This window comes from Shinella sp. CPCC 101442, assembly GCF_024704725.1.
In the GTDB taxonomy this organism is placed as follows: Bacteria; Pseudomonadota; Alphaproteobacteria; order Rhizobiales; family Rhizobiaceae; genus Shinella.
Map to the genome: position 1 here is coordinate 75,908 of NZ_JALIQS010000003.1, position 18,587 is coordinate 94,494.

The window sequence follows — 18,587 nt, forward strand, 5'->3', positions numbered from 1 at the left end:
ACGGCTTGTCCGGCCACCCGGCGGAAAACCGCCGGGGTATTCTTATTCGATCAACCGACCGAGCCTTCCAGCGAGATGCCGATCAGCTTCTGCGCCTCGACGGCGAATTCCATCGGCAGTTCCTGGATGACTTCCTTGACGAAGCCGTTGACGATCAGCGCGATCGCCGCTTCGGTCGGGATGCCGCGCTGCAGGCAATAGAACAGCTGGTCCTCGGAGATCTTGGAGGTGGTCGCTTCGTGCTCGAACTGCGCGGTGGCGTTCTTCGCCTCGATGTACGGCACGGTGTGCGCGCCGCACTTGTCGCCGATCAGGAGCGAGTCGCACTGCGTGAAGTTGCGGGCGTTCTCCGCCTTACGGTGGGCCGAAACCTGGCCGCGATAGGTGTTGTTGGAGAAGCCGGCGGAAATGCCCTTCGAGACGATGCGGCTCGACGTGTTCTTGCCGAGATGGATCATCTTGGTGCCACTGTCGATCTGCTGATGGCCGTTCGAGACGGCGATCGAGTAGAACTCGCCGCGCGAACCATCGCCGCGCAGGATGCAGGACGGGTACTTCCAGGTGATCGCGGAGCCGGTCTCGACCTGCGTCCACGAAATCTTGGAGTTCTTGCCCCGGCAATCGCCGCGCTTGGTGACGAAGTTGTAGATGCCGCCCTTGCCATCCTTGTCGCCCGGATACCAGTTCTGGACGGTGGAATACTTGATCTCGGCATCATCGAGCGCAACCAGCTCGACGACGGCAGCATGCAGCTGGTTTTCATCGCGCTGCGGCGCCGTGCAGCCTTCGAGATAGGACACGTAAGCGCCCTCTTCCGCGATGATCAGCGTGCGCTCGAACTGGCCGGTGTTCTTCTCGTTGATACGGAAGTAGGTCGACAGTTCCATCGGGCAGCGAACGCCCTTCGGCACGAAGACGAACGAGCCATCCGTGAAGACGGCGGAGTTCAGCGTCGCATAAAAGTTGTCGGTCGTCGGAACGACGGTGCCGAGATACTTCTTCACGAGATCGGGATATTCGCGGATCGCTTCCGAGATCGACATGAAGATCACGCCGGCCTTCATCAGCTCTGCCTTGAAGGTCGTGACGACGGAGACCGAGTCGAACACCGCATCGACGGCGATCTTCGAGGTCTGCACGCCGGCCAGGATTTCCTGCTCGCGCAGCGGAATGCCAAGCTTCTCGTACATTTTCAGAAGTTCGGGATCGACCTCGTCGATCGACAACGGGCCGCTCTGGTTCTTCGGAGCGGCATAGTAGTAGAGATCGTTGAAGTCGATCTTCGGGTACTCGACGCGCGCCCAGGTGGGTTCCTCAAGCGTCAGCCAGCGCTGATAGGCGTCAAGGCGCCATTCGAGCATCCATTCCGGCTCGTCTTTCTTGGCCGAAATGAAGCGGATGATCTCTTCGGACAGGCCCTTCGGGGCCTTCTCCATTTCGATGTTCGTCTCGAAACCGTATTTGTACTGGTCGACGTCAATCTGACGGACCTGATCGATCGTTTCCTGCACCGCAGGCATATCGTTCTCCAATCTCGCCGGATCCAAGGTCCGGCAGTTTGTCAACGTGTGGCGGGTGTTCCACCGGTTATGTAAGGGCCAAAGGGCTGGTTTCCCACCTTTTGGCAAGCGAAAACTTGAGTTTCCGCAAGATTCCGCTCAGGCCGCATTTCCCGTCATGCGCCGCCTGGAGACGACGCGCGAAAAGGCCGCCAGGAAGCGTTCCACATCGGCCGTGGTCGAGCCCGGACCGAGCGAGACGCGAAGCCCGCCAAGCGCCGCATCGAAGCCCATCGCTGTCAGCACATGGCTCTGCCCGACCTTGCCGGACGAGCAGGCCGAGCCTGCCGACAGCGCGATGCCCTCGAGATCGAAGGCGATCTGCCCGGTTTCCGATTTCAGGCCCGGCAGGCTGAAGAAGGAGGTGTTGGCGACCCGCTCTCCATCCGCGCCGTGGATGATGATGTCGTTCGTCGTTGTCCGCATCCCCGCTTCCAGCGCGTCCCGCAGGGTGGCGATCCGGGCATTGCGTTCAGCAAGATCGGCCACGGCAGCGCGGGCGGCGGCGGCAAAGCCGGCGAGTGCCGCCGGGTTTTCCGTGCCGGATCGGTGCCCTTTTTCCTGTCCGCCACCGCGGATCAACGACACCGGCATCAGCACCTCGCCACGCGAGACGAGCGCGCCGACGCCCTTCGGGCCGCCGAGCTTGTGCGAGGAGACGATCAGGAAGTCCGCGTCGAGCGCCTCTATATCCACCGACATGCGGCCAACCGCCTGAACGGCATCGACGACCAGCAGGCCGCCGTGACGACGCACGATTTCCGCCGCGGCCCTGACCGGCTGCACGATACCCGTCTCGTTGTTGGCGAGCATGACGGCGGCCATCGGCAGGCCCCTGGCCTTGTCGTGGGCCTGAAGGCGCGCGTCCAATGCGTCGAGATCGACGATGCCGGCACGGGTGACCGGGATGGTCGTGACATCCTCGCGGGAAAACCGCCCGCCCTCACGGATCGCCGGGTGCTCGATCTCGGACACATAGAGATGGCCGATCGAAAGCGGCGTACGGCCCATGCGGTAGTGAGGCGTCAGAACGAGGTTTGCGGCCTCCGTCGCGCCGCTGGTGAAGATCACATGAGCAGGCGCCGTATTGACGAGCGCGGCCACGTCGCGGCGCGCGGCTTCCACCAGCATGCGCAGCGCCCGGCCTTCACCATGAACCGAGGATGGATTGCCGACCATGTCGAGCGCCGCGACACAGGCCTCGCGCGCCGCCGGCAGCAGGGGTGCCGTGGCGTTCCAGTCCAGATATGTGCGCTCGATCTTCGTCATCCGTTTTCCGTGCCCGCGTAGCCAAGTTCCATGCGACGTGCATTTTTCTTGAAATTGCCGTCTGGCTTGCCTTATGACACCAAGCTCACGGCGCCCGATGCGCCTATACAGTTTCGAATTGTTCTAAACTAGGTTCTAGAAAAGCTGACTGCTTTCGTCAAGACTTCAGTTGACAAGAATCCGGTCTGGAACGCGAACTTGCCGGAGTAAGAATGCCCGAAATCATCTTCAACGGACCCGCCGGTCGCCTCGAAGGCCGTTACCAGCCGTCCAAGCAGAAGAACGCCCCCATCGCCATCGTGCTGCATCCGCACCCGCAGTTCGGCGGCACGATGAACAACCAGATCGTCTACCAGCTCTTCTACATGTTCCAGAAGCGCGGTTTCACGACGCTGCGCTTCAACTTCCGCAGCATCGGCCGCAGCCAGGGCGAATTCGACCACGGTGCCGGCGAGCTGTCCGATGCGGCATCTGCGCTGGACTGGGTGCAGAGCCTGCATCCCGATTCGAAGAGCTGCTGGGTTGCCGGTTATTCCTTCGGCGCCTGGATCGGCATGCAGTTGCTGATGCGCCGCCCGGAAATCGAAGGTTTCATGTCGATTGCGCCGCAGCCGAACATCTACGACTTCTCCTTCCTCGCTCCCTGCCCGTCGTCCGGCCTGATCATCAACGGCGATGCCGACAAGGTGGCACCGGAGAAGGACGTCAATGGCCTCGTGGAAAAGCTGAAGACGCAGAAGGGCATCCTGATCACCCACCGCGTGGTGCCGGGCGCCAACCACTTCTTCAACGGCCAGACCGAAACGCTGATGGCGGAATGCGAGGACTATCTCGACCGTCGCCTCGCCGGTGAACTGACGCCGGAACCGGCCGCCAAGCGCATCCGCTGACCGGCCGACGAGCCCGAAAATGCCAAAGCCCGATGGTTCCGCCATCGGGCTTTTTCTTTGGGATCAGTTCGCGCGCTTGACGACTTCCAGCACCACGGCCGCTGGCTCTGCCTCGCGCACGCAATCGCGCCCGGCGTTCTTGGCGGCATAGAGCGCATCGTCGGCGCGGCGCATCGCCAAACGCAGGGGCTCGTTCTGGCCGATTTCCGCCACGCCGAAGCTCGCGGTAACGCGAACACCCGACGGCAGGCCGGGGACCGACGACACGGACCGCGTCGCGCGCAGTACATGGGCAAACAGAGAGGCCGCTTCCCTGCTCGTACGCGGCAAGAAAATCGCGAATTCCTCGCCGCCGATCCGGGCGACAAGTGCGCCTTCAGGGGCTGCGGCCTTCAGCATCTCGCCAAATGCTCGGATCACGGCGTCACCGCCCTGATGGCCGTAGGTGTCATTGACCGACTTGAAGCGGTCGAGGTCGCAGATGACGATGCTGTGCGGCCCGTGTTGCGCCATCAGCGCATCAACGCGATTGTCGAAACCACGTCGGTTGAGGACGCCGGAGAGAACATCGACTTCCGCGTTGGCCTTTTCGTCCTCCATGATTTCCAGCACCAGCACACACAACAGAACGAGGCCGATGGTGACGATAAGAACGGCGCCGATGCTCTGCGAGTAGAGTGCGAACCGGCTGGACAGGTAGTCACTCGCGATGCTGCCGGACCCCGCATGAACGGCAATCGCGGCCTTCAGCGGAAAATGTACGCTTGTCAGGACCAGGAGACCGACAAGCATCTTGTCGGAAAAAGCCCTCGCGCTTGCACGCCATACAACCCACGCGCTCATGGCAACCGAGACGGCCAGTGGGGCCTGATAGGCCAAAGCATGTGTCAGCGTTCCGCGTGGCAGATCGTAGATCACATAGTTGAAAGCCACGAAAACAGAAAAAAGTACGCCCAAGTGCTTTCGATTGGTCCGGACGTCGTAAAGATGACCGATACCAACCCGCAGCAGGAACGCGCCACCGAGTATTGATGCGAAGGCCAGGACCGTCCAAAGCCTGGCCGGTGGAAAATTGGCAAGGAGAAACTCGAAAGGAATAGAAAGCGACGCAACCGCAAAGTTGCCGGCAAACCACCGGGCGGCAACACGGTTGCGGCTCCGGGCGGACACCGCCAGAAAGAAAAAGCAGAAACACTGGGCGATGAAAAAATTCGCCGCCATCAGAAAGCCAGCGCTACTCATCGGCCACTCTACGCAAGACAACAAGGCCGCTCCGTTCACTCCGTCCCGGATCGACCATGAGCGATGCTAGAGAATGCGGGCAAACAATGCGTTAACCCGCAGCGGCCGGTTTCCGCAGGACGCCGCCTGTGACAGGCTTTCTCACCCCCGTCGTGCCCGGATAGGTGAGCGGCAGGCCGCGCAGCGAGCGTACGGCAAGATAGGCCCAGGCCTCGGCCTCCATGCTGTCGCCGTTGAGACCGACCGCCTCGGTGGCCACGACCTCCGCGCCCTCGATGCCGGCGAGCGCCGCGAGGTCTCCCATGATGACCCGGTTGAGCCGGCCGCCGCCGCAGACGACATAGAGTTTCGGTTTCTCCGGCAGGTGGCGGGCCGAACGCAGGATCGCCGCGGCCGTCACATGCGCGAGCGTGCGCGCACCATCCTCAAGGCTCGCGTCACGGCCCTCCGGCGGGCGGAAATCGTTGCGGTCGAGCGAGCGCCGCACCGCATCGGTAAAGAAGGGATGGCTGAGGTAGCGGCCGGCAAGTTCGGGATCGACCTGCCCCTCCGAGGCGATCATGCCGCCCTGGTCGTAGGGAATGCCGGCATGAGCCTCGACCCATTGGTCGATCAGCGTGTTCCCCGGCCCGCTGTCATAAGCGACGATTCGGTCACCGCCGCCGATGAAGGTGAGATTGGAAATGCCGCCGATATTGACGAAGACCACTGCCTTGCCACGCGCATCGGAAAGGCCAGCGGCAAGGGCTGCGTGATAGGCGGGGATGAGCGGTGCGCCCTGCCCGCCATGCACCATGTCGTTGGCGCGCATGTCGTAGACGACTTGGATGCCGGTCTCTTTCGCCAGCAGGCCGCCATCGCCGAGCTGCACCGTGAGCGCGGCATCCGGCCTGTGCAGCACGGTCTGGCCATGGAAGCCGATGGCGTCGATATCGGCGGGCTTCAGGTCGTTTTCGGCAAGCAGGGCGAGTACGGCCTCGGCGTGGCGCAGCGTCAGTTCCTGCTCGATTTCCTGGAGATCACCGGGCCGTTCGGTGCGTTCAACAATGGCTTTGGCGGTTTCAAGCGCGCCCTGCAGCCGGCGGCGGAAGGCGGCGTCGTACGAACGTCCCAGCGACGGGCCGCGCTCCACGACGGTTTCGCCATCTGTGCGCAGCAGCGCCACGTCGATGCCGTCGAGGCTCGTGCCGCTCATCAGACCGATCGCCGTCCATACCGTCATCGTCGACTCCAGAATCAACAAAAAGGTGATTATTCAACATAAAGGTGGTAAACGCCCGACCGAAACAATCCCACCAGAGAAACAGGCCATGTCCGAATTCAAATCCGATTTCCTTCGCACGCTCAAAGAGCGCGGTTTCATTCACCAGATCTCCGATGAAACCGGCCTCGACGACCTCCTGGCCAAGGAAACCGTGACGGCCTATATCGGCTTCGACCCGACGGCGCCCAGTCTCCATGCTGGCGGCCTTATCCAGATCATGCTGCTGCACTGGTTCCAGCAGACCGGCCACCGTCCGGTCTCGCTGATGGGCGGCGGCACGGGCATGGTCGGCGACCCCTCGTTCAAGGACGAGGCGCGCCAGCTGATGACACCACAGACGATCAACGACAACATTGCCAGCATCAAGAAGGTCTTCGCCAACTACCTGACCTATGGCGACGGTCCGAAGGACGCGCTGATGATCAACAACGCGGACTGGCTGCTCGGCATCAACTACCTGGAATTCCTGCGCGATGTCGGCCGCCACTTCTCGGTCAACCGCATGCTCTCCTTCGACAGCGTGAAGACCCGCCTCGAGCGCGAGCAGTCGCTGTCCTTCCTCGAATTCAACTACATGATCCTGCAGGCCTACGACTTCGTCGAGCTCAACAAGCGCTACGACGTGCGCCTGCAGATGGGCGGCTCCGACCAGTGGGGCAATATCATCAACGGCATCGACCTCGGCCACCGCATGGGCACGCCGCAGCTTTACGCGCTGACCTCGCCGCTTCTGACCACGTCATCCGGCGCCAAGATGGGCAAGTCGATCAACGGCGCCGTCTGGCTCAACCCGGATATGCTGTCGGCCTATGACTTCTGGCAGTACTGGCGCAACACTGAAGATGCCGACGTCTCGCGCTTCCTGAAGCTCTACACGACCCTGCCGATGGACGAAATCGCCCGTCTCTCCGCGCTCGGCGGTTCGGAGATCAATGAGGTGAAGAAGATCCTCGCGACGGAAGTGACGGCCGTGCTGCATGGTCGCGCCGCCGCCGAGCAGGCTGCCGAGACTGCCCGCAAGACGTTCGAGGAAGGCGCGATTGCCGAAAACCTGCCGTCGGTCGATGTCGCCACGGGCGAGCTCGAAGCCGGCATCGGCCTGCTCTCGCTGATCGTCAAGGCCGGCCTTGCCGCCTCGAACGGCGAAGCCCGCCGCCATGTGCAGGGCGGCGCGGTGCGCATCAACGATATCGCGATCACCGACGAACGCCGGGTGATCGGAACGGCCGATGTTTCTGCCGACGGCGTGATCAAGCTGTCGCTTGGCAAGAAGAAGCACATTCTCGTGCGTCCGGCCTGAGGCAGCGACGGAGACCGACGATCAAGGCCGCCTCCGGGCGGCCTTTTTTATTGGAATTCGAAGATGTTGCGGAAGACACCCGGCGCGATGATCGACAGCGGGTTGATGGTGAGCCGCGGTTTGTCGAAGGGGCCGGACAGTTTGAAGGTAATGCCGATCAGGCCGCGATCGTTGCCGTTGCCAAGGATGATGCCGATAAGCGGCAATTCGGCAAAGAGCCGGTTGAGGCCATAGGCCGGCATGAAGGTGCCGGTCATCTCTGTCTGGCCATTGGCATCGCGCACCACGCCCTGGAAGGTCGCCCCCACCGCCTCGCCGCGTACCACGCCGTTTTCCAGCGCCAACGTGCCGCCGCCGACGCGGACCTGAGCAAAACCGCGCGAGAACTTGACCGCGCTCACGTCGATCTCCTTGCGCACCGCGTCGTTGAGGCTGCGTCCGTCGCCACTGGCGGGGGTGGAGACCAGGGAACGCAAACGCTCTTCGCCGACCAGCGCGAAATCGCGGATATCGACCGAACCACGCCACCCGCTGTTCGTGGTTTCGCGCAGACGCACGTTGAGAAGCCCGCCCCGCATATGGCTGTAGATATCGGCAAAGCGGGCGATCGCACCGGCATCGCCGCTCGTCAGCTGAATGACGTCCGAGCCGTCGCTTTGCACCATCTGCCCCACGACAGGAGCACCGTTTTTGGTGACCGCCGAAAGATCGATCGCGGAAATACGGCTGCCGGACGTCGAGTAGCTGAGGCTCACATTGTTCAGGCTTTCGCCGTTGAAGCCGACGGCCCGCGCCAGCTTGGCCTTGATCGTCGCCCCCTGCTTGCTGCTCTTGCCGCCGCTGGCACCCGACGCCGTCTTGAGGCGCGCCAGCACCGCCCGGACATCGGCCGAATCGCCATTCACGGCAACCGAATAGCCCGCCTTGTTGCGATCGACCACCAGGCGGAACCGGTCGTCAGCCGATAGTTTCACGGTAGAGAAGTTCGCGGAATCGAGCACCGCACCGTTGAAAACGAGAGCACCCGCCACATTGAAACCATCGCCGGAGAAACGGAAATCGGAGACGCGCGTCGCGCCGTCCTTGGTTTCGGCCGTCAGCTTGACCTTACCGCCGATGCCCGCGCCCTTCGTCCAGCCGAGCCAGGGCACCGACACGGCAGCAGCCCCCAGATCCGCCTCGACGGTGCGCGGACCATCACCCTCCTGCTCCATCCGGATGGAGACCTCTCCTTCGACAATGTCGTCGAGGCCCGGAAGCAGCTTGCCCCGATCCTTATTGCCGAGCGTGCCCGACAGCACGGTCCGGCGCGTGATACCGGCCGTTTTGCTGACGGGCTCGACCAGTTCGAGATCGAGCGTCACACCGTCGATATCGGCCTTCGCCTTGAGGTTCGCCCGCTGCGGATCGATGGCGAGGACGCCGCGCAGCGCTGTCACATTGCGACCGGCGATCGGCTTGTTGACATCGACACCGTCCAGATCGAGCGTGGCCGACCACTGCGGCGGCGGCGGTTTGTGGGCGGAGATCACGCCGAAATGCGCCTTGACCTTCGCGTTGACGAGACCGCTGAAATCATCCGGTGAGAAGCCCGTCGCGGGAAGTGCGCGGATCGGCCTATAGGTCACGAGTTCGGCGATAGCGTCCGCATTGCCGGCAACGTCGATGTCCATGTCGGCCATCAGCGGCTTGGTGTAGTTGTCAGGCAGCACGAAGGTGCCGCCGGTCAGCGCAACGGAGCGGCCCGAAGGGAAGTAGGCTGCCCCTCCGGTGATGCCGATCTCCGTGCGCGGGCCGCGCAGGCGGAATGTGCCCGATGTATCGCGCAGCGGCGGAATATCGCCGGCGATATTCATGCGCGCGCCCTTGATGTCGAAATCGATCTTCAGCTCGTCGGCGGTGAGATGCATCGGAACGCCCGGCTCGCGCTTGCGGCCGGCGGCGAGGTAGAATTCGATACGGCCGTTGGTGACGGTCCCGCCGAAAATGTTCTTCGCCACCCAGCCGCGCGCCGTCTTCGCCATCCAGAACGGCCAGAACTGCTTGACGGCGGCGGATTGCAATTCGCTTGCGATCATCACGAAACTGACTTCCGGCTCCTTCTCGCCGAATTGCAGGGCGAGCGAGCCGGCGATGCTGCCCTTTTCGCTCGCGACCGCCATTTCCTCGAACCTCAGGCTCTTCGACTGGGCGAGATAGTAGCCGTTCACCTTGGCGTCGAACCGGATCGGCGCCTCGCCGGTATCGCTTGGCCGGGTCATGGCGTTGCTGAAGACGAGGTCGATCGCAAACCCCTTCTCCGTCCGGTCGGAGACCCGGTCGAGGTCGATCAGGCCGCCGGTGAACGGAAACAGCGACTGGCCGACACCGACATCCGTCGAGGCAAGCTCGATCGAGCCCTTTTCAAAATTGTACCGGACCTTCACCGAGGAAGGACGCAGCTCGGCCGCAACGCCATCGCCATAGACCGAGCCGGCGGAAAGCTTGACGTCGAGGCCGAGGGCGGGCTTTGTCCCATCTGCCTCGCGCAGGGCGTTGACGGATACATCCGCGGCCGTATCGACGCCGGCATGAATCTCGCCCTGCGGATCATGGCTCAGCATGAAATCGCCGAGATCGACATTACGGATCGCGCCATCGATCGCGCGGATGGCGCCGGCGGCGCCCGATGTCGTCAGATCGATCTCGCCCTGCTCGCCGTTGATGGTGAAGTGACCGTCGATCGACATGCTCTGGGCACCCTCGCGGGTGAACTGCAAACTGGCGACATCGAGCGTGACAGGCTTGCCGTCCGGCCCGCGAAACGTCGCGCCGAGATCGGAGATGCGAACGGTCTGCATACCATTGGCCTCGATCAGGCGGCTGACGCCGTCGAGGCGCTCGAACGTGGTTTCGAGATAGTCCGGCACATCGGAAATCCGCAAGGATGCGAGGTCGAGCGGTGCGCTTTTCGGCAAAAGCGCCGCATTGAACATCACGCCATCGACATCCAGCCTCGAAACAGCGACGCGGCCCGAAAGCAGGGCTGTCGGATCGAGCACGATATCGACGGAAGCCGTCGTCGCGAGCTCGAGGCCCGATTCAACGTCGACGATGCGCGCATCCTCCGCTTTCAGCGCTAGGCCGCCGAAGCCGGACAGGCGCACCACGGTGTGATCGACCGAAGCACGATAGCGCGGTCCTAGCGCCTTGTTGAGCGCCGCAACGGCGCGGGCGTTGAGCGTGCTGTCGAACGTCCCCATCTCCACCAAGCCGACAACTATGGCGCCGATGAAGAGCAGCAGTGCGACCATAGCGGCAGCCAGGCGCATGCAGATGCTGGTCCGGCTCGCATCCACCGCATGCAGCACGATGGGCTCATGCGCCTGCGCAGACGGCAAGTCATGCAGCGGGACGATGTCCTTTCTGCGGAACACAACCTTCTCGCCGCGGGCTTCGTCCATCTCGCGCTGGTTTCCTTATTCCCGGTCTCGCGACATTATCCCACGGAATCGCTGCGCGTCGTCCTGTCGTCGCTGGACGATTCTGTCAGCCACTATATATGCGGGAGGCCGGCTGCTTGACTCAAAAAGCCGGCCAAAGAAAGGAAATCCCATGGCAGAACTGGTACCGGGCATCGAAGCGCCGGATTTCACCCTCCCGCGCGATGGTGGCGGCACGCTTTCGCTCTCGGACTTCAGGGGCAGGCCCGTCGTCCTGTTCTTCTATCCCAAGGACGACACCGAAGGCTGCACCATGGAAGCCAAGGATTTTACCGCCGCGAAGGCCGATTTCGATGCAGCCGGCGTGGCGATCATCGGCCTGTCGCCCGACCCGGTGACGAAGCATGACAAGTTCGTCAAGAAGCACGAACTCGGCGTGCCGCTCGCCTCGGACGAAAGCCTTCAGACGCTGCAAGCCTATGGCGTGTGGAAGGAGAAGAGCATGTATGGCCGCACCTATATGGGCGTCGAACGCACGACCGTCCTCATCGATGCCACCGGCAAGATCGCCGAAATCTGGCCGAAGGTGAAGGTCAAGGGCCATGTCGAGGCCGTTCTCGAAACGGCGAAGACGCTTTAGGCTCTTCTGGCAAGGGACTGGAATGACTGACCTTCCGTATATCGAAAGCTTGCGCGGCGGCGCCACGGCGGCTATCGCCTCGGCCGATCTCGACCTGAAGGCGGACCTGACGCAGGAGACCGCCCGGCGCTGGTTCGCCCGCACGCTCTCCATGCGCTCGCCACGCGACCCGGCTCTGCCGGTGCGGCCCGGGCGGCCGGATAAACCGGAGCTCATTCCGCCAAAACATATGGAAAAGCGCTCGCTACACACGCAGAAGGGCCGCATCGCGCTGCTTCATGCGCTTGCCCATATCGAGCTCAACGCCGTGGATCTCGCGCTCGACATCGTCGCGCGCTTCACCACGGAGCGCGTGCCGCATTCGTTTTTCGACGGGTGGATGCAGGTGGCCTTCGAGGAGGCCAAACATTTCCGGCTCATTCGCGACCGGTTGCGTGAACTGGGCGCCGAATATGGCGACTTGCCGGCCCATGACGGCCTGTGGAAGGCCGCGCACGATACACGCAACGACCTCACCGCACGCCTCGCCGTCGTGCCGCTGATCCTCGAAGCGCGCGGCCTCGACGTAACGCCGACGCTGCAGATGAAGATGCGTGAGACCGGCGATCACGCCAGCGCCGATATCCTCGACATCATATACAACGACGAAAAGGGCCACGTGGCCGTCGGTGCGAAATGGTTCCGCTTCCTCTGCGCCCGCGAGAAGAAGGATCCGTCCGCGACCTTCAAGGCGTTGGTGCGCAGCAATTTCCGCGGTCCGCTGAAGCCGCCGTTCAACGATGTCGCGCGGGCCGAAGCAGGCCTCACACCATCCTTCTACCGCTCGCTCGTCTCCGTCAGCCAAAGCTAATATTTCGCGCTAAAAATGCCACCCCGAAAGGCTTTGTTAACCCTAACAATGTGTAATTCCCCGCACGAGACCAAGTGAATCGGTCGGGGAGTTTGTGGTGGCGGAGCGTCCTGAAAACCGCGTATTCGGAAAGCGCGCGCAGCAGCATGTCGTAATCCTGGCAAGCGGCGACAAAATCCGCCACATGACCATTCGCCCCTGGATGGCGGCCGCCACCTTCTGTTTCGCCGGCATGTTCACCGTCGGGTACCTTGCCGCGACCTCCTACCTCGTGCTGCGCGACGACCTGATCGGCGCCACCATGGCGCGCCAGGCGCGTATGCAGCATGACTATGAGGACCGCATCTCCGCCCTTCGCGCCCAGGTCGACCGCGTCACCAGCCGCCAGCTTCTCGACCAGCAGGTCGTGGAGGAGAAGGTCGCAAAGCTGATGCAGCAGCAGCTTGCGCTCTCCGAGCGGCACGGCAAGCTGGACGCCCTGCTCAATCGCGCCGACACCGACGGCGTTTCCGGCGACATGCCGCTGTCGGATGCAAGGTCCCTCACGGAGGACCGGCGCGCGGACGCCACCGGCGCAATCAACGCCATCATGGGATCGACAGGCGGCGCATCGAAGAAATCGGCGGCGCTCGCCTATGCGACGACAGGCGAATCGGTCGCCGATCGCGCCGACCGCCTGTTTTCCAGGGTCACGCTCTCCCTCAAGGATCTGGAACACGACCAGATCGGCCGCATCCAGTCTTTGACGACAGGCGCCTCGGAAACGGCCGATGCCATCCAGACCATCCTGCGCCGCACGGGTTTTGACGTCGCGGAAACGACGATCGAGGACAGACAGGACGACATCGAAACCGGCATCGGCGGTCCCTTCGTCGAGCCCGAGGCCTTCAACGATCCTTTCGAAGAGTCGATCAACGACCTCGATGCCGCGCTCGAACGCCTGGACACAGCCCGCCGCACGGCGCGAAAACTGCCCTTCGGCAATCCATCGCCGGGCAGTGGCATCACAAGCCGTTTCGGCAACCGCACGGACCCGTTTCTTGGTCGTCTGGCGCTGCATGCCGGCATCGATTTTCGCGTCAGCTCCGGAACGGAGGTGCGCTCCACCGGGGCTGGCACCGTCGTCGTCGCGGGCCGCAACGGCGGGTATGGCAACATGGTCGAGATCGACCATGGCAATGGCCTGACCACCCGCTACGCCCACCTTTCGCGCGTTCTCGTGAAGGTCGGCGATCATATCGAGGCTGCGGACACGGTCGGCCTCTCCGGCACCACGGGCCGCTCCACCGGTCCGCATCTGCACTACGAGGTTCGCCGCGACGGCAAGGCGCTCGACCCCATGCGCTTCCTCACCGCGGGCATGAAGTTGACGACCTATATGAATTGACGTAACGCAAAGCGAAGCGCCTTCGAAGGCCAAAAATTATAGCCACGCGCTTCAAATTGCTTGCGGATTTACCAAATTCGCTGATTTCCTTGACTTTCCGGCGCTTTGGGCCTAAGTGCGCTGCATCCTAGCGGCGATGTGCCCGCTGCAACCCATTGCGTTCGCAAGAACCGGAACGGAAACCTTTTCCCTTTGACCACTTTTGCTGATCTTGGCCTGAGCCCGAAAGTCCTGTCCGCCGTCACAGATTCGGGCTACACGATCCCGACCCCCATCCAGGCTGGCGCTATTCCTCCGGCTCTTTCGCGGCGCGACATTCTCGGAATCGCCCAGACAGGCACCGGCAAGACCGCATCCTTCGTGCTGCCGATGCTGACGCTGCTGGAAAAGGGCCGCGCCCGGGCCCGCATGCCACGCACGCTGATCCTTGAGCCGACGCGCGAACTGGCAGCCCAGGTTGCCGAGAACTTCGAAAAATACGGCAAGAACCACAAGCTGAACGTCGCGCTGCTCATCGGCGGCGTTTCCTTCGACGAACAGGACCGCAAGCTGGAGCGCGGCGCGGACGTTCTCATCTGCACCCCCGGCCGCCTGCTCGACCATTGCGAACGCGGCAAGCTCCTGATGACCGGTGTCGAGATTCTCGTCATCGACGAAGCCGACCGCATGCTCGACATGGGTTTCATCCCCGATATCGAGCGCATCGCCAAGCTCATCCCCTTCACTCGCCAGACGCTGTTCTTCTCGGCCACGATGCCGCCGGAAATCCAGAAGCTGGCCGACCGCTTCCTGCAGAACCCGGAACGGGTCGAAGTGGCGCCGCCCTCCTCCACGGCCAAGACCGTGACGCAGCGTTTCGTCGCCACCCACAGCAAGGATTACGAGAAGCGCGCCACGCTGCGCGACCTCATCCGCGCGCAGGACGACCTCAAGAACGCGATCATCTTCTGCAACCGCAAAGTCGATGTCGCCGATCTCTTCCGCTCGCTCGATCGCCACGGCTTCTCCGTCGGCGCGCTGCATGGCGATATGGACCAGCGTTCCCGCACGACGATGCTGGCCAACTTCAAGGAAAACAAGCTCACGCTTCTCGTGGCCTCCGACGTCGCTGCCCGCGGCCTGGATATCCCCGATGTGAGCCATGTCTTCAATTTCGACGTCCCGATCCACGCCGAGGACTATGTCCACCGCATTGGCCGCACCGGCCGTGCCGGCCGCTCGGGCGCCGCCTTCACCCTCGTCTCCAAGCGCGACGGCAAATTCGTCGATGCTATCGAAAAGCTGATCGATCAGAAGGTCGAATGGCTGAGCGGTGGCATCGAGGACCTGCCGCCGGCCGCCGAGAGCGAGGAGCGCGAACGGCCCCGCAGCGGGCGCGATCGCGGTGGTCGCGACCGCGACCGTGATCGTTCCCGTGGACGCAGCAAGGGCGAAGCCCGCGTTCCGGAACCCCGCATCGAGACCGTTGAGACCGAAGAGAAGGTGGAAGTCGTGAAAGCTGAACGCAAGGCGGAAGGGCGGCCGCAGAATAATCCCGCTCGCAACCCGCGGGCTGCAAACCATGCCGCACCGCGCCCGGCCAACGACGACAGCCGTGACCGCCGCAACCGTTACCGCCGCGACGACGACGATGGTCCGACGCCGCTCGGCTTCGGCGACGACGTCCCGGCCTTCATGCTGATCGCCGGCAAGGCCTGATCCGAGCGAATGCCCGTTCCCGGTATCGATGTGCCAGGCCTCGGATGCGGCCTGGCGCTTTTGCGTGAGGACAAGGTCCTTCTCTACCGGCGCCTGCAGGCGCCGGAGGCCGGCTCGTGGAACATCGTCGGCGGCAAGGTCGACCATATGGAACGGGCAAAGGACGCCGCACGCCGCGAGGCCGAGGAAGAATCCGGTCTCGCCATCGGCGCCGTCGATTTCCTCTGTATTTCCGAGCAGATCATCGCGGAAGAGCGACAGCACTGGCTGTCGCTCATCTATGTATGCAGGGATTTCTCAGGCGAGGCACGCGTCGTGGAGCCGGAGAAGCTGCCGGAATTCGGCTGGTTCCCGCTCGATGCCCTGCCCGCGCCGCTCTCGCGTTTTGCGGCCGATGCTGTCGAAGCACTCCGCCGACGCCAGGGCTAAAGCAATTCTGCTGAACTCCGGCTCACCGGAATTGCTTTAGTCTAATATTTTTAGTGCATTCTCCGACGCTGAAGCGATGCCGCTTGGACTGGAAACGCTCTAGAATTTGGCGGTTGCACCGAAGATGAAGGTGCGGCCGCGGCCGTTCTTGATACCGGCGTAATTGTCCATCAGGCCGGAATTCGCCTTCATGTAATCCTTGTTGAAGACGTTCTCGACATTGAAGAACACCTTTGCGTTCTCGTTGATCTGCCAGGAGGCGTGGGCGTCGAAGAGCGTGTAGCTCGGCAGGTTGTAGGCCATGGCCTCGTTGATATAGGCCTGCTTGCTCTTGCCGGTGTAGCGCATGCGTCCGCCAACCGTCAGCGCCTCGTCGAAGAAGCGCATGCCGAGATCGAGCGTCGCGAAATCGTCCGGCAGCTTGCCGACGTCACCGACGCCGGCGGCAGCGCCTTCCGGCTGGGCGGTATCGGCGATCGTGACCGAGAAGCCGGCATAGTATTGGCCGGCATCGTAACCGCCTTCGATTTCCACGCCCTTCATGATCGTCGTGCCATCGACATTCACCCAGCGCATCGTGCCGTCCGTGTCGAGGTCGAAGGTGATGTAGTCGCGGATGCGATTGTGGAAGTAGCCGATCTTCAGCCAGCCCTCGTCGCCACTGGTCAGGAGATCACTGCCGGTGAGATTGACACCGAGATCCACACCCCGGCTTTTTTCCGGCAACAGGTTCGGGTTGTTGTTGATCGGGTCGGACGAACCGTCGAAGCTGTGGCCACCCGGATAGAACACTTCGGAGGCCGTCGGCGGGCGCGAGGTGTGGGCGTAGGTGATGTAGGGCTGTAGCCAGTCGAACGGCCGCGCCGAAACGGTAATCTTCGGATTGAAATCGCTGCCCGAACGGGACAGCGTGTCGATCGGGCACGGATCGCCCGTCGGGGCGCAGCCGTTTGTGCCCGGCGTGTAATAGCCCGTGATGCCTTCAAGCGACCAATAGTCGTAGCGCAGGCCGCCGGTCACATCGAAGATACCACGGCTGATCGTGGCTTCGGCAAAGGTGCCGGCCTTGACGAGTGTCCCGTCCGGATTTGCGCCGCGCTTGGCATTGCCCTTGTATCTGTCCCGACTGTAGGCCGCCCCGTAATAGAGCTTCAACTCGGTTTCGTCATTGAGATCGAAGCGCATGCGGTTGGAAATATCGAAGCCGGTCGTCGTATTGGTGCCTTTGCGGCCATCGAACGAACTGACATTGCCGTTGGTGCCGTCGAATTCCAGGTCCGTGATGTTGAGATAGGCGTTGGCGTGCAGATCGAAGAGATCGTCGCCGGGCGTGTAGGAATATTTCGCCGTATAGGTCTGATTGTTGATGACCCAGTTGTAGCCGGAGGTGCCGGGCAGGAACTCGTTGCCATACCAGATGCCGCCAAGCTGCAGCTTGTGATCCGAATTCGGTGACAGGTTCACCTTGAAGAGGCCGGACTTCGGGTGCTGGTCGCCGCCGAAGGGGTAGATGATACCCGCGCCGTTCTCAAAAGGGCTCTTCTTGGTATCGCTGAGGGCGCCGACGACGCTCATCTCGCCCTCACCCAGGTCCGTGCGGGCAGCCCCCGCCAGGAGCCGGGAATAGTCGAAGCCGTTGGTACCGGCACGCACGCTCGACATCACGCCGACATCCTTGCCCGAAAGCAGCACGTCATCGACATCGAGCGTGCGGAAATTGGCGGCGCCAGCCAGCGTGCCCATGCCCTCGGCGCCGGAAACCGCACCGCGCGTGACATCGACGCCGACGAGCATGTTCTGCTCGACATAGAGGAGATTGTCGAAGGTGCCGCCGTGGCCGGACAGGTTGCTGAAGGTCTGCGGCACGCCGTCGATCATGCTGTTGACGCGACCCATGCCCTGCATGCCGCGGATATTGACGGTGATGCCCGGCTGGTCGGCCGGCTCGCGGGTGAACGTGCCCGGCGTCGAGCGCAGCACCTGGGTCGCGTCGCCGGCGTAACGCTCCTGCACCTTGATGCGATCCGACTTGGAAACGGCTGCCGGGATATCGACGATGCTGTCACCGTTGCTGTCGCCTTCGACATTCACAGCCTGAAGCTCCGTCGCTGCCGCGTCCTGCGCCCGGGCCGGTGCGGCAAGAGCCAGAAGCGCAAGCGCCATGGCCGAGCCTGCCAGAAGCGTCGACGCGTGAAAACGATTATATTGCATGGGAACCTCATCGGACTTCACGCCGCGCGCAGGCACGCGGAACCGTCCGGTAATGGACAACATGATAAATAAAGTCAAGTTTGATCGCGGAGAATTCCCGGCTCTATTTGGCCCTCAACGCCGCCTCATAGGCGCGCCGCACCCACACCGCCATCTCATCCGGATCGTCGAAAGCGGCTTCTGGAACGGACCAGTAGGGCATCTTCACCGGCTTGCCGCTCTGCTTGCCGTCATAGGCCCATTGCCGGCTGCCGGCAGCCTCGAAATCCGGCGCGCTGCGGGCGTCCGCCTTGAGCAGGATTTCGCCCTGCACCTCCAGCGCGAGGATGCGCCCTTCGTGATAGATCCCCTTGCCGCCGAACATGCGCTTGATCGTGACCGGCCCCAGCGCCTGGAACATTTCCTCGATCCCGTCCCGATCCATGC

14 protein-coding genes are annotated in these 18,587 nt (G+C 62.8%); 7 read left to right on the forward strand and 7 right to left on the reverse strand.

Translation table 11 applies throughout. The annotated features are described in order from the left end of the window. Positions 1 to 50: 50 nt before the first annotated feature. Positions 51 to 1,520 carry a Fe-S cluster assembly protein SufB gene (sufB, locus tag MUO32_RS11020; protein WP_257948333.1) on the reverse strand — a complete coding sequence of 490 codons (1,470 nt, stop codon included), beginning with the start codon at positions 1,518 to 1,520 and terminating at the stop codon, positions 51 to 53. Positions 1,521 to 1,658: 138 nt separating this feature from the next. Continuing rightward, positions 1,659 to 2,828 carry a cysteine desulfurase family protein gene (locus MUO32_RS11025; RefSeq protein ID WP_257948334.1) on the reverse strand — a complete coding sequence of 390 codons (1,170 nt, stop codon included), beginning with the start codon at positions 2,826 to 2,828 and terminating at the stop codon, positions 1,659 to 1,661. A 212-nt stretch (positions 2,829 to 3,040) separates the two neighbouring features. Between MUO32_RS11025 and MUO32_RS11030 the strand changes: the two genes are divergently transcribed. Beyond that, positions 3,041 to 3,718, forward strand: coding sequence for an alpha/beta hydrolase (locus MUO32_RS11030; protein WP_069058938.1), 678 nt, complete (start codon positions 3,041 to 3,043; stop codon positions 3,716 to 3,718). Between the two features lie 63 nt (positions 3,719 to 3,781). Here the strand turns inward: MUO32_RS11030 and MUO32_RS11035 are convergent, their stop codons facing one another. Next, positions 3,782 to 4,960, reverse strand: a complete 1,179-nt coding sequence (locus MUO32_RS11035) for a diguanylate cyclase (RefSeq protein ID WP_257948336.1) — start codon at positions 4,958 to 4,960, stop codon at positions 3,782 to 3,784. A gap of 91 nt (positions 4,961 to 5,051) precedes the next feature. Further along, positions 5,052 to 6,182: an anhydro-N-acetylmuramic acid kinase gene (locus MUO32_RS11040; RefSeq protein ID WP_257948337.1), complete on the reverse strand. Its 1,131-nt coding sequence runs from the start codon at positions 6,180 to 6,182 to the stop codon at positions 5,052 to 5,054. An 88-nt stretch (positions 6,183 to 6,270) separates the two neighbouring features. Between MUO32_RS11040 and tyrS the strand changes: the two genes are divergently transcribed. Beyond that, positions 6,271 to 7,524 carry a tyrosine--tRNA ligase gene (tyrS, locus tag MUO32_RS11045; RefSeq protein ID WP_257948338.1) on the forward strand — a complete coding sequence of 418 codons (1,254 nt, stop codon included), beginning with the start codon at positions 6,271 to 6,273 and terminating at the stop codon, positions 7,522 to 7,524. 47 nt (positions 7,525 to 7,571) lie between these two features. On the opposite strand, the gene MUO32_RS11050 is transcribed toward tyrS, so the two are convergent. After that, a complete protein-coding gene (locus MUO32_RS11050; RefSeq protein ID WP_257948339.1) occupies positions 7,572 to 10,967 on the reverse strand; it encodes a DUF3971 domain-containing protein in 3,396 nt (1,131 codons plus the stop codon). Positions 10,968 to 11,118: 151 nt separating this feature from the next. On the opposite strand from MUO32_RS11050, the gene MUO32_RS11055 reads away from it, so the two are divergent. From MUO32_RS11055 to MUO32_RS11075, 5 genes are all read left to right on the forward strand, one after another. Next, positions 11,119 to 11,586: a peroxiredoxin gene (locus MUO32_RS11055; RefSeq protein ID WP_257948340.1), complete on the forward strand. Its 468-nt coding sequence runs from the start codon at positions 11,119 to 11,121 to the stop codon at positions 11,584 to 11,586. Positions 11,587 to 11,608: 22 nt separating this feature from the next. Then, positions 11,609 to 12,436: a ferritin-like domain-containing protein gene (locus tag MUO32_RS11060; RefSeq protein ID WP_257948341.1), complete on the forward strand. Its 828-nt coding sequence runs from the start codon at positions 11,609 to 11,611 to the stop codon at positions 12,434 to 12,436. A 97-nt stretch (positions 12,437 to 12,533) separates the two neighbouring features. Then, a complete protein-coding gene (locus MUO32_RS11065) occupies positions 12,534 to 13,823 on the forward strand; it encodes a M23 family metallopeptidase (RefSeq protein ID WP_257948342.1) in 1,290 nt (429 codons plus the stop codon). A 192-nt stretch (positions 13,824 to 14,015) separates the two neighbouring features. Beyond that, entirely contained in the window at positions 14,016 to 15,521 is a 1,506-nt protein-coding gene (locus tag MUO32_RS11070) for a DEAD/DEAH box helicase (protein WP_257948343.1), read from the forward strand. 9 nt (positions 15,522 to 15,530) lie between these two features. Further along, the gene (locus MUO32_RS11075; RefSeq protein ID WP_257948344.1) at positions 15,531 to 15,950 is read left to right on the forward strand and encodes an NUDIX domain-containing protein; all 420 of its coding nucleotides are present in this window, start codon (positions 15,531 to 15,533) and stop codon (positions 15,948 to 15,950) included. Positions 15,951 to 16,049: 99 nt separating this feature from the next. Here MUO32_RS11075 and MUO32_RS11080 read toward each other — a convergent pair whose 3' ends face one another. Together MUO32_RS11080 and MUO32_RS11085 are read right to left on the reverse strand one after the other, a co-directional pair. Further along, positions 16,050 to 18,161 carry a TonB-dependent receptor domain-containing protein gene (locus tag MUO32_RS11080; RefSeq protein ID WP_257948345.1) on the reverse strand — a complete coding sequence of 704 codons (2,112 nt, stop codon included), beginning with the start codon at positions 18,159 to 18,161 and terminating at the stop codon, positions 16,050 to 16,052. Positions 18,162 to 18,264: 103 nt separating this feature from the next. Continuing rightward, a complete protein-coding gene (locus MUO32_RS11085) occupies positions 18,265 to 18,585 on the reverse strand; it encodes a TfoX/Sxy family protein (RefSeq protein ID WP_257948346.1) in 321 nt (106 codons plus the stop codon). Positions 18,586 to 18,587 lie beyond the last annotated feature (2 nt).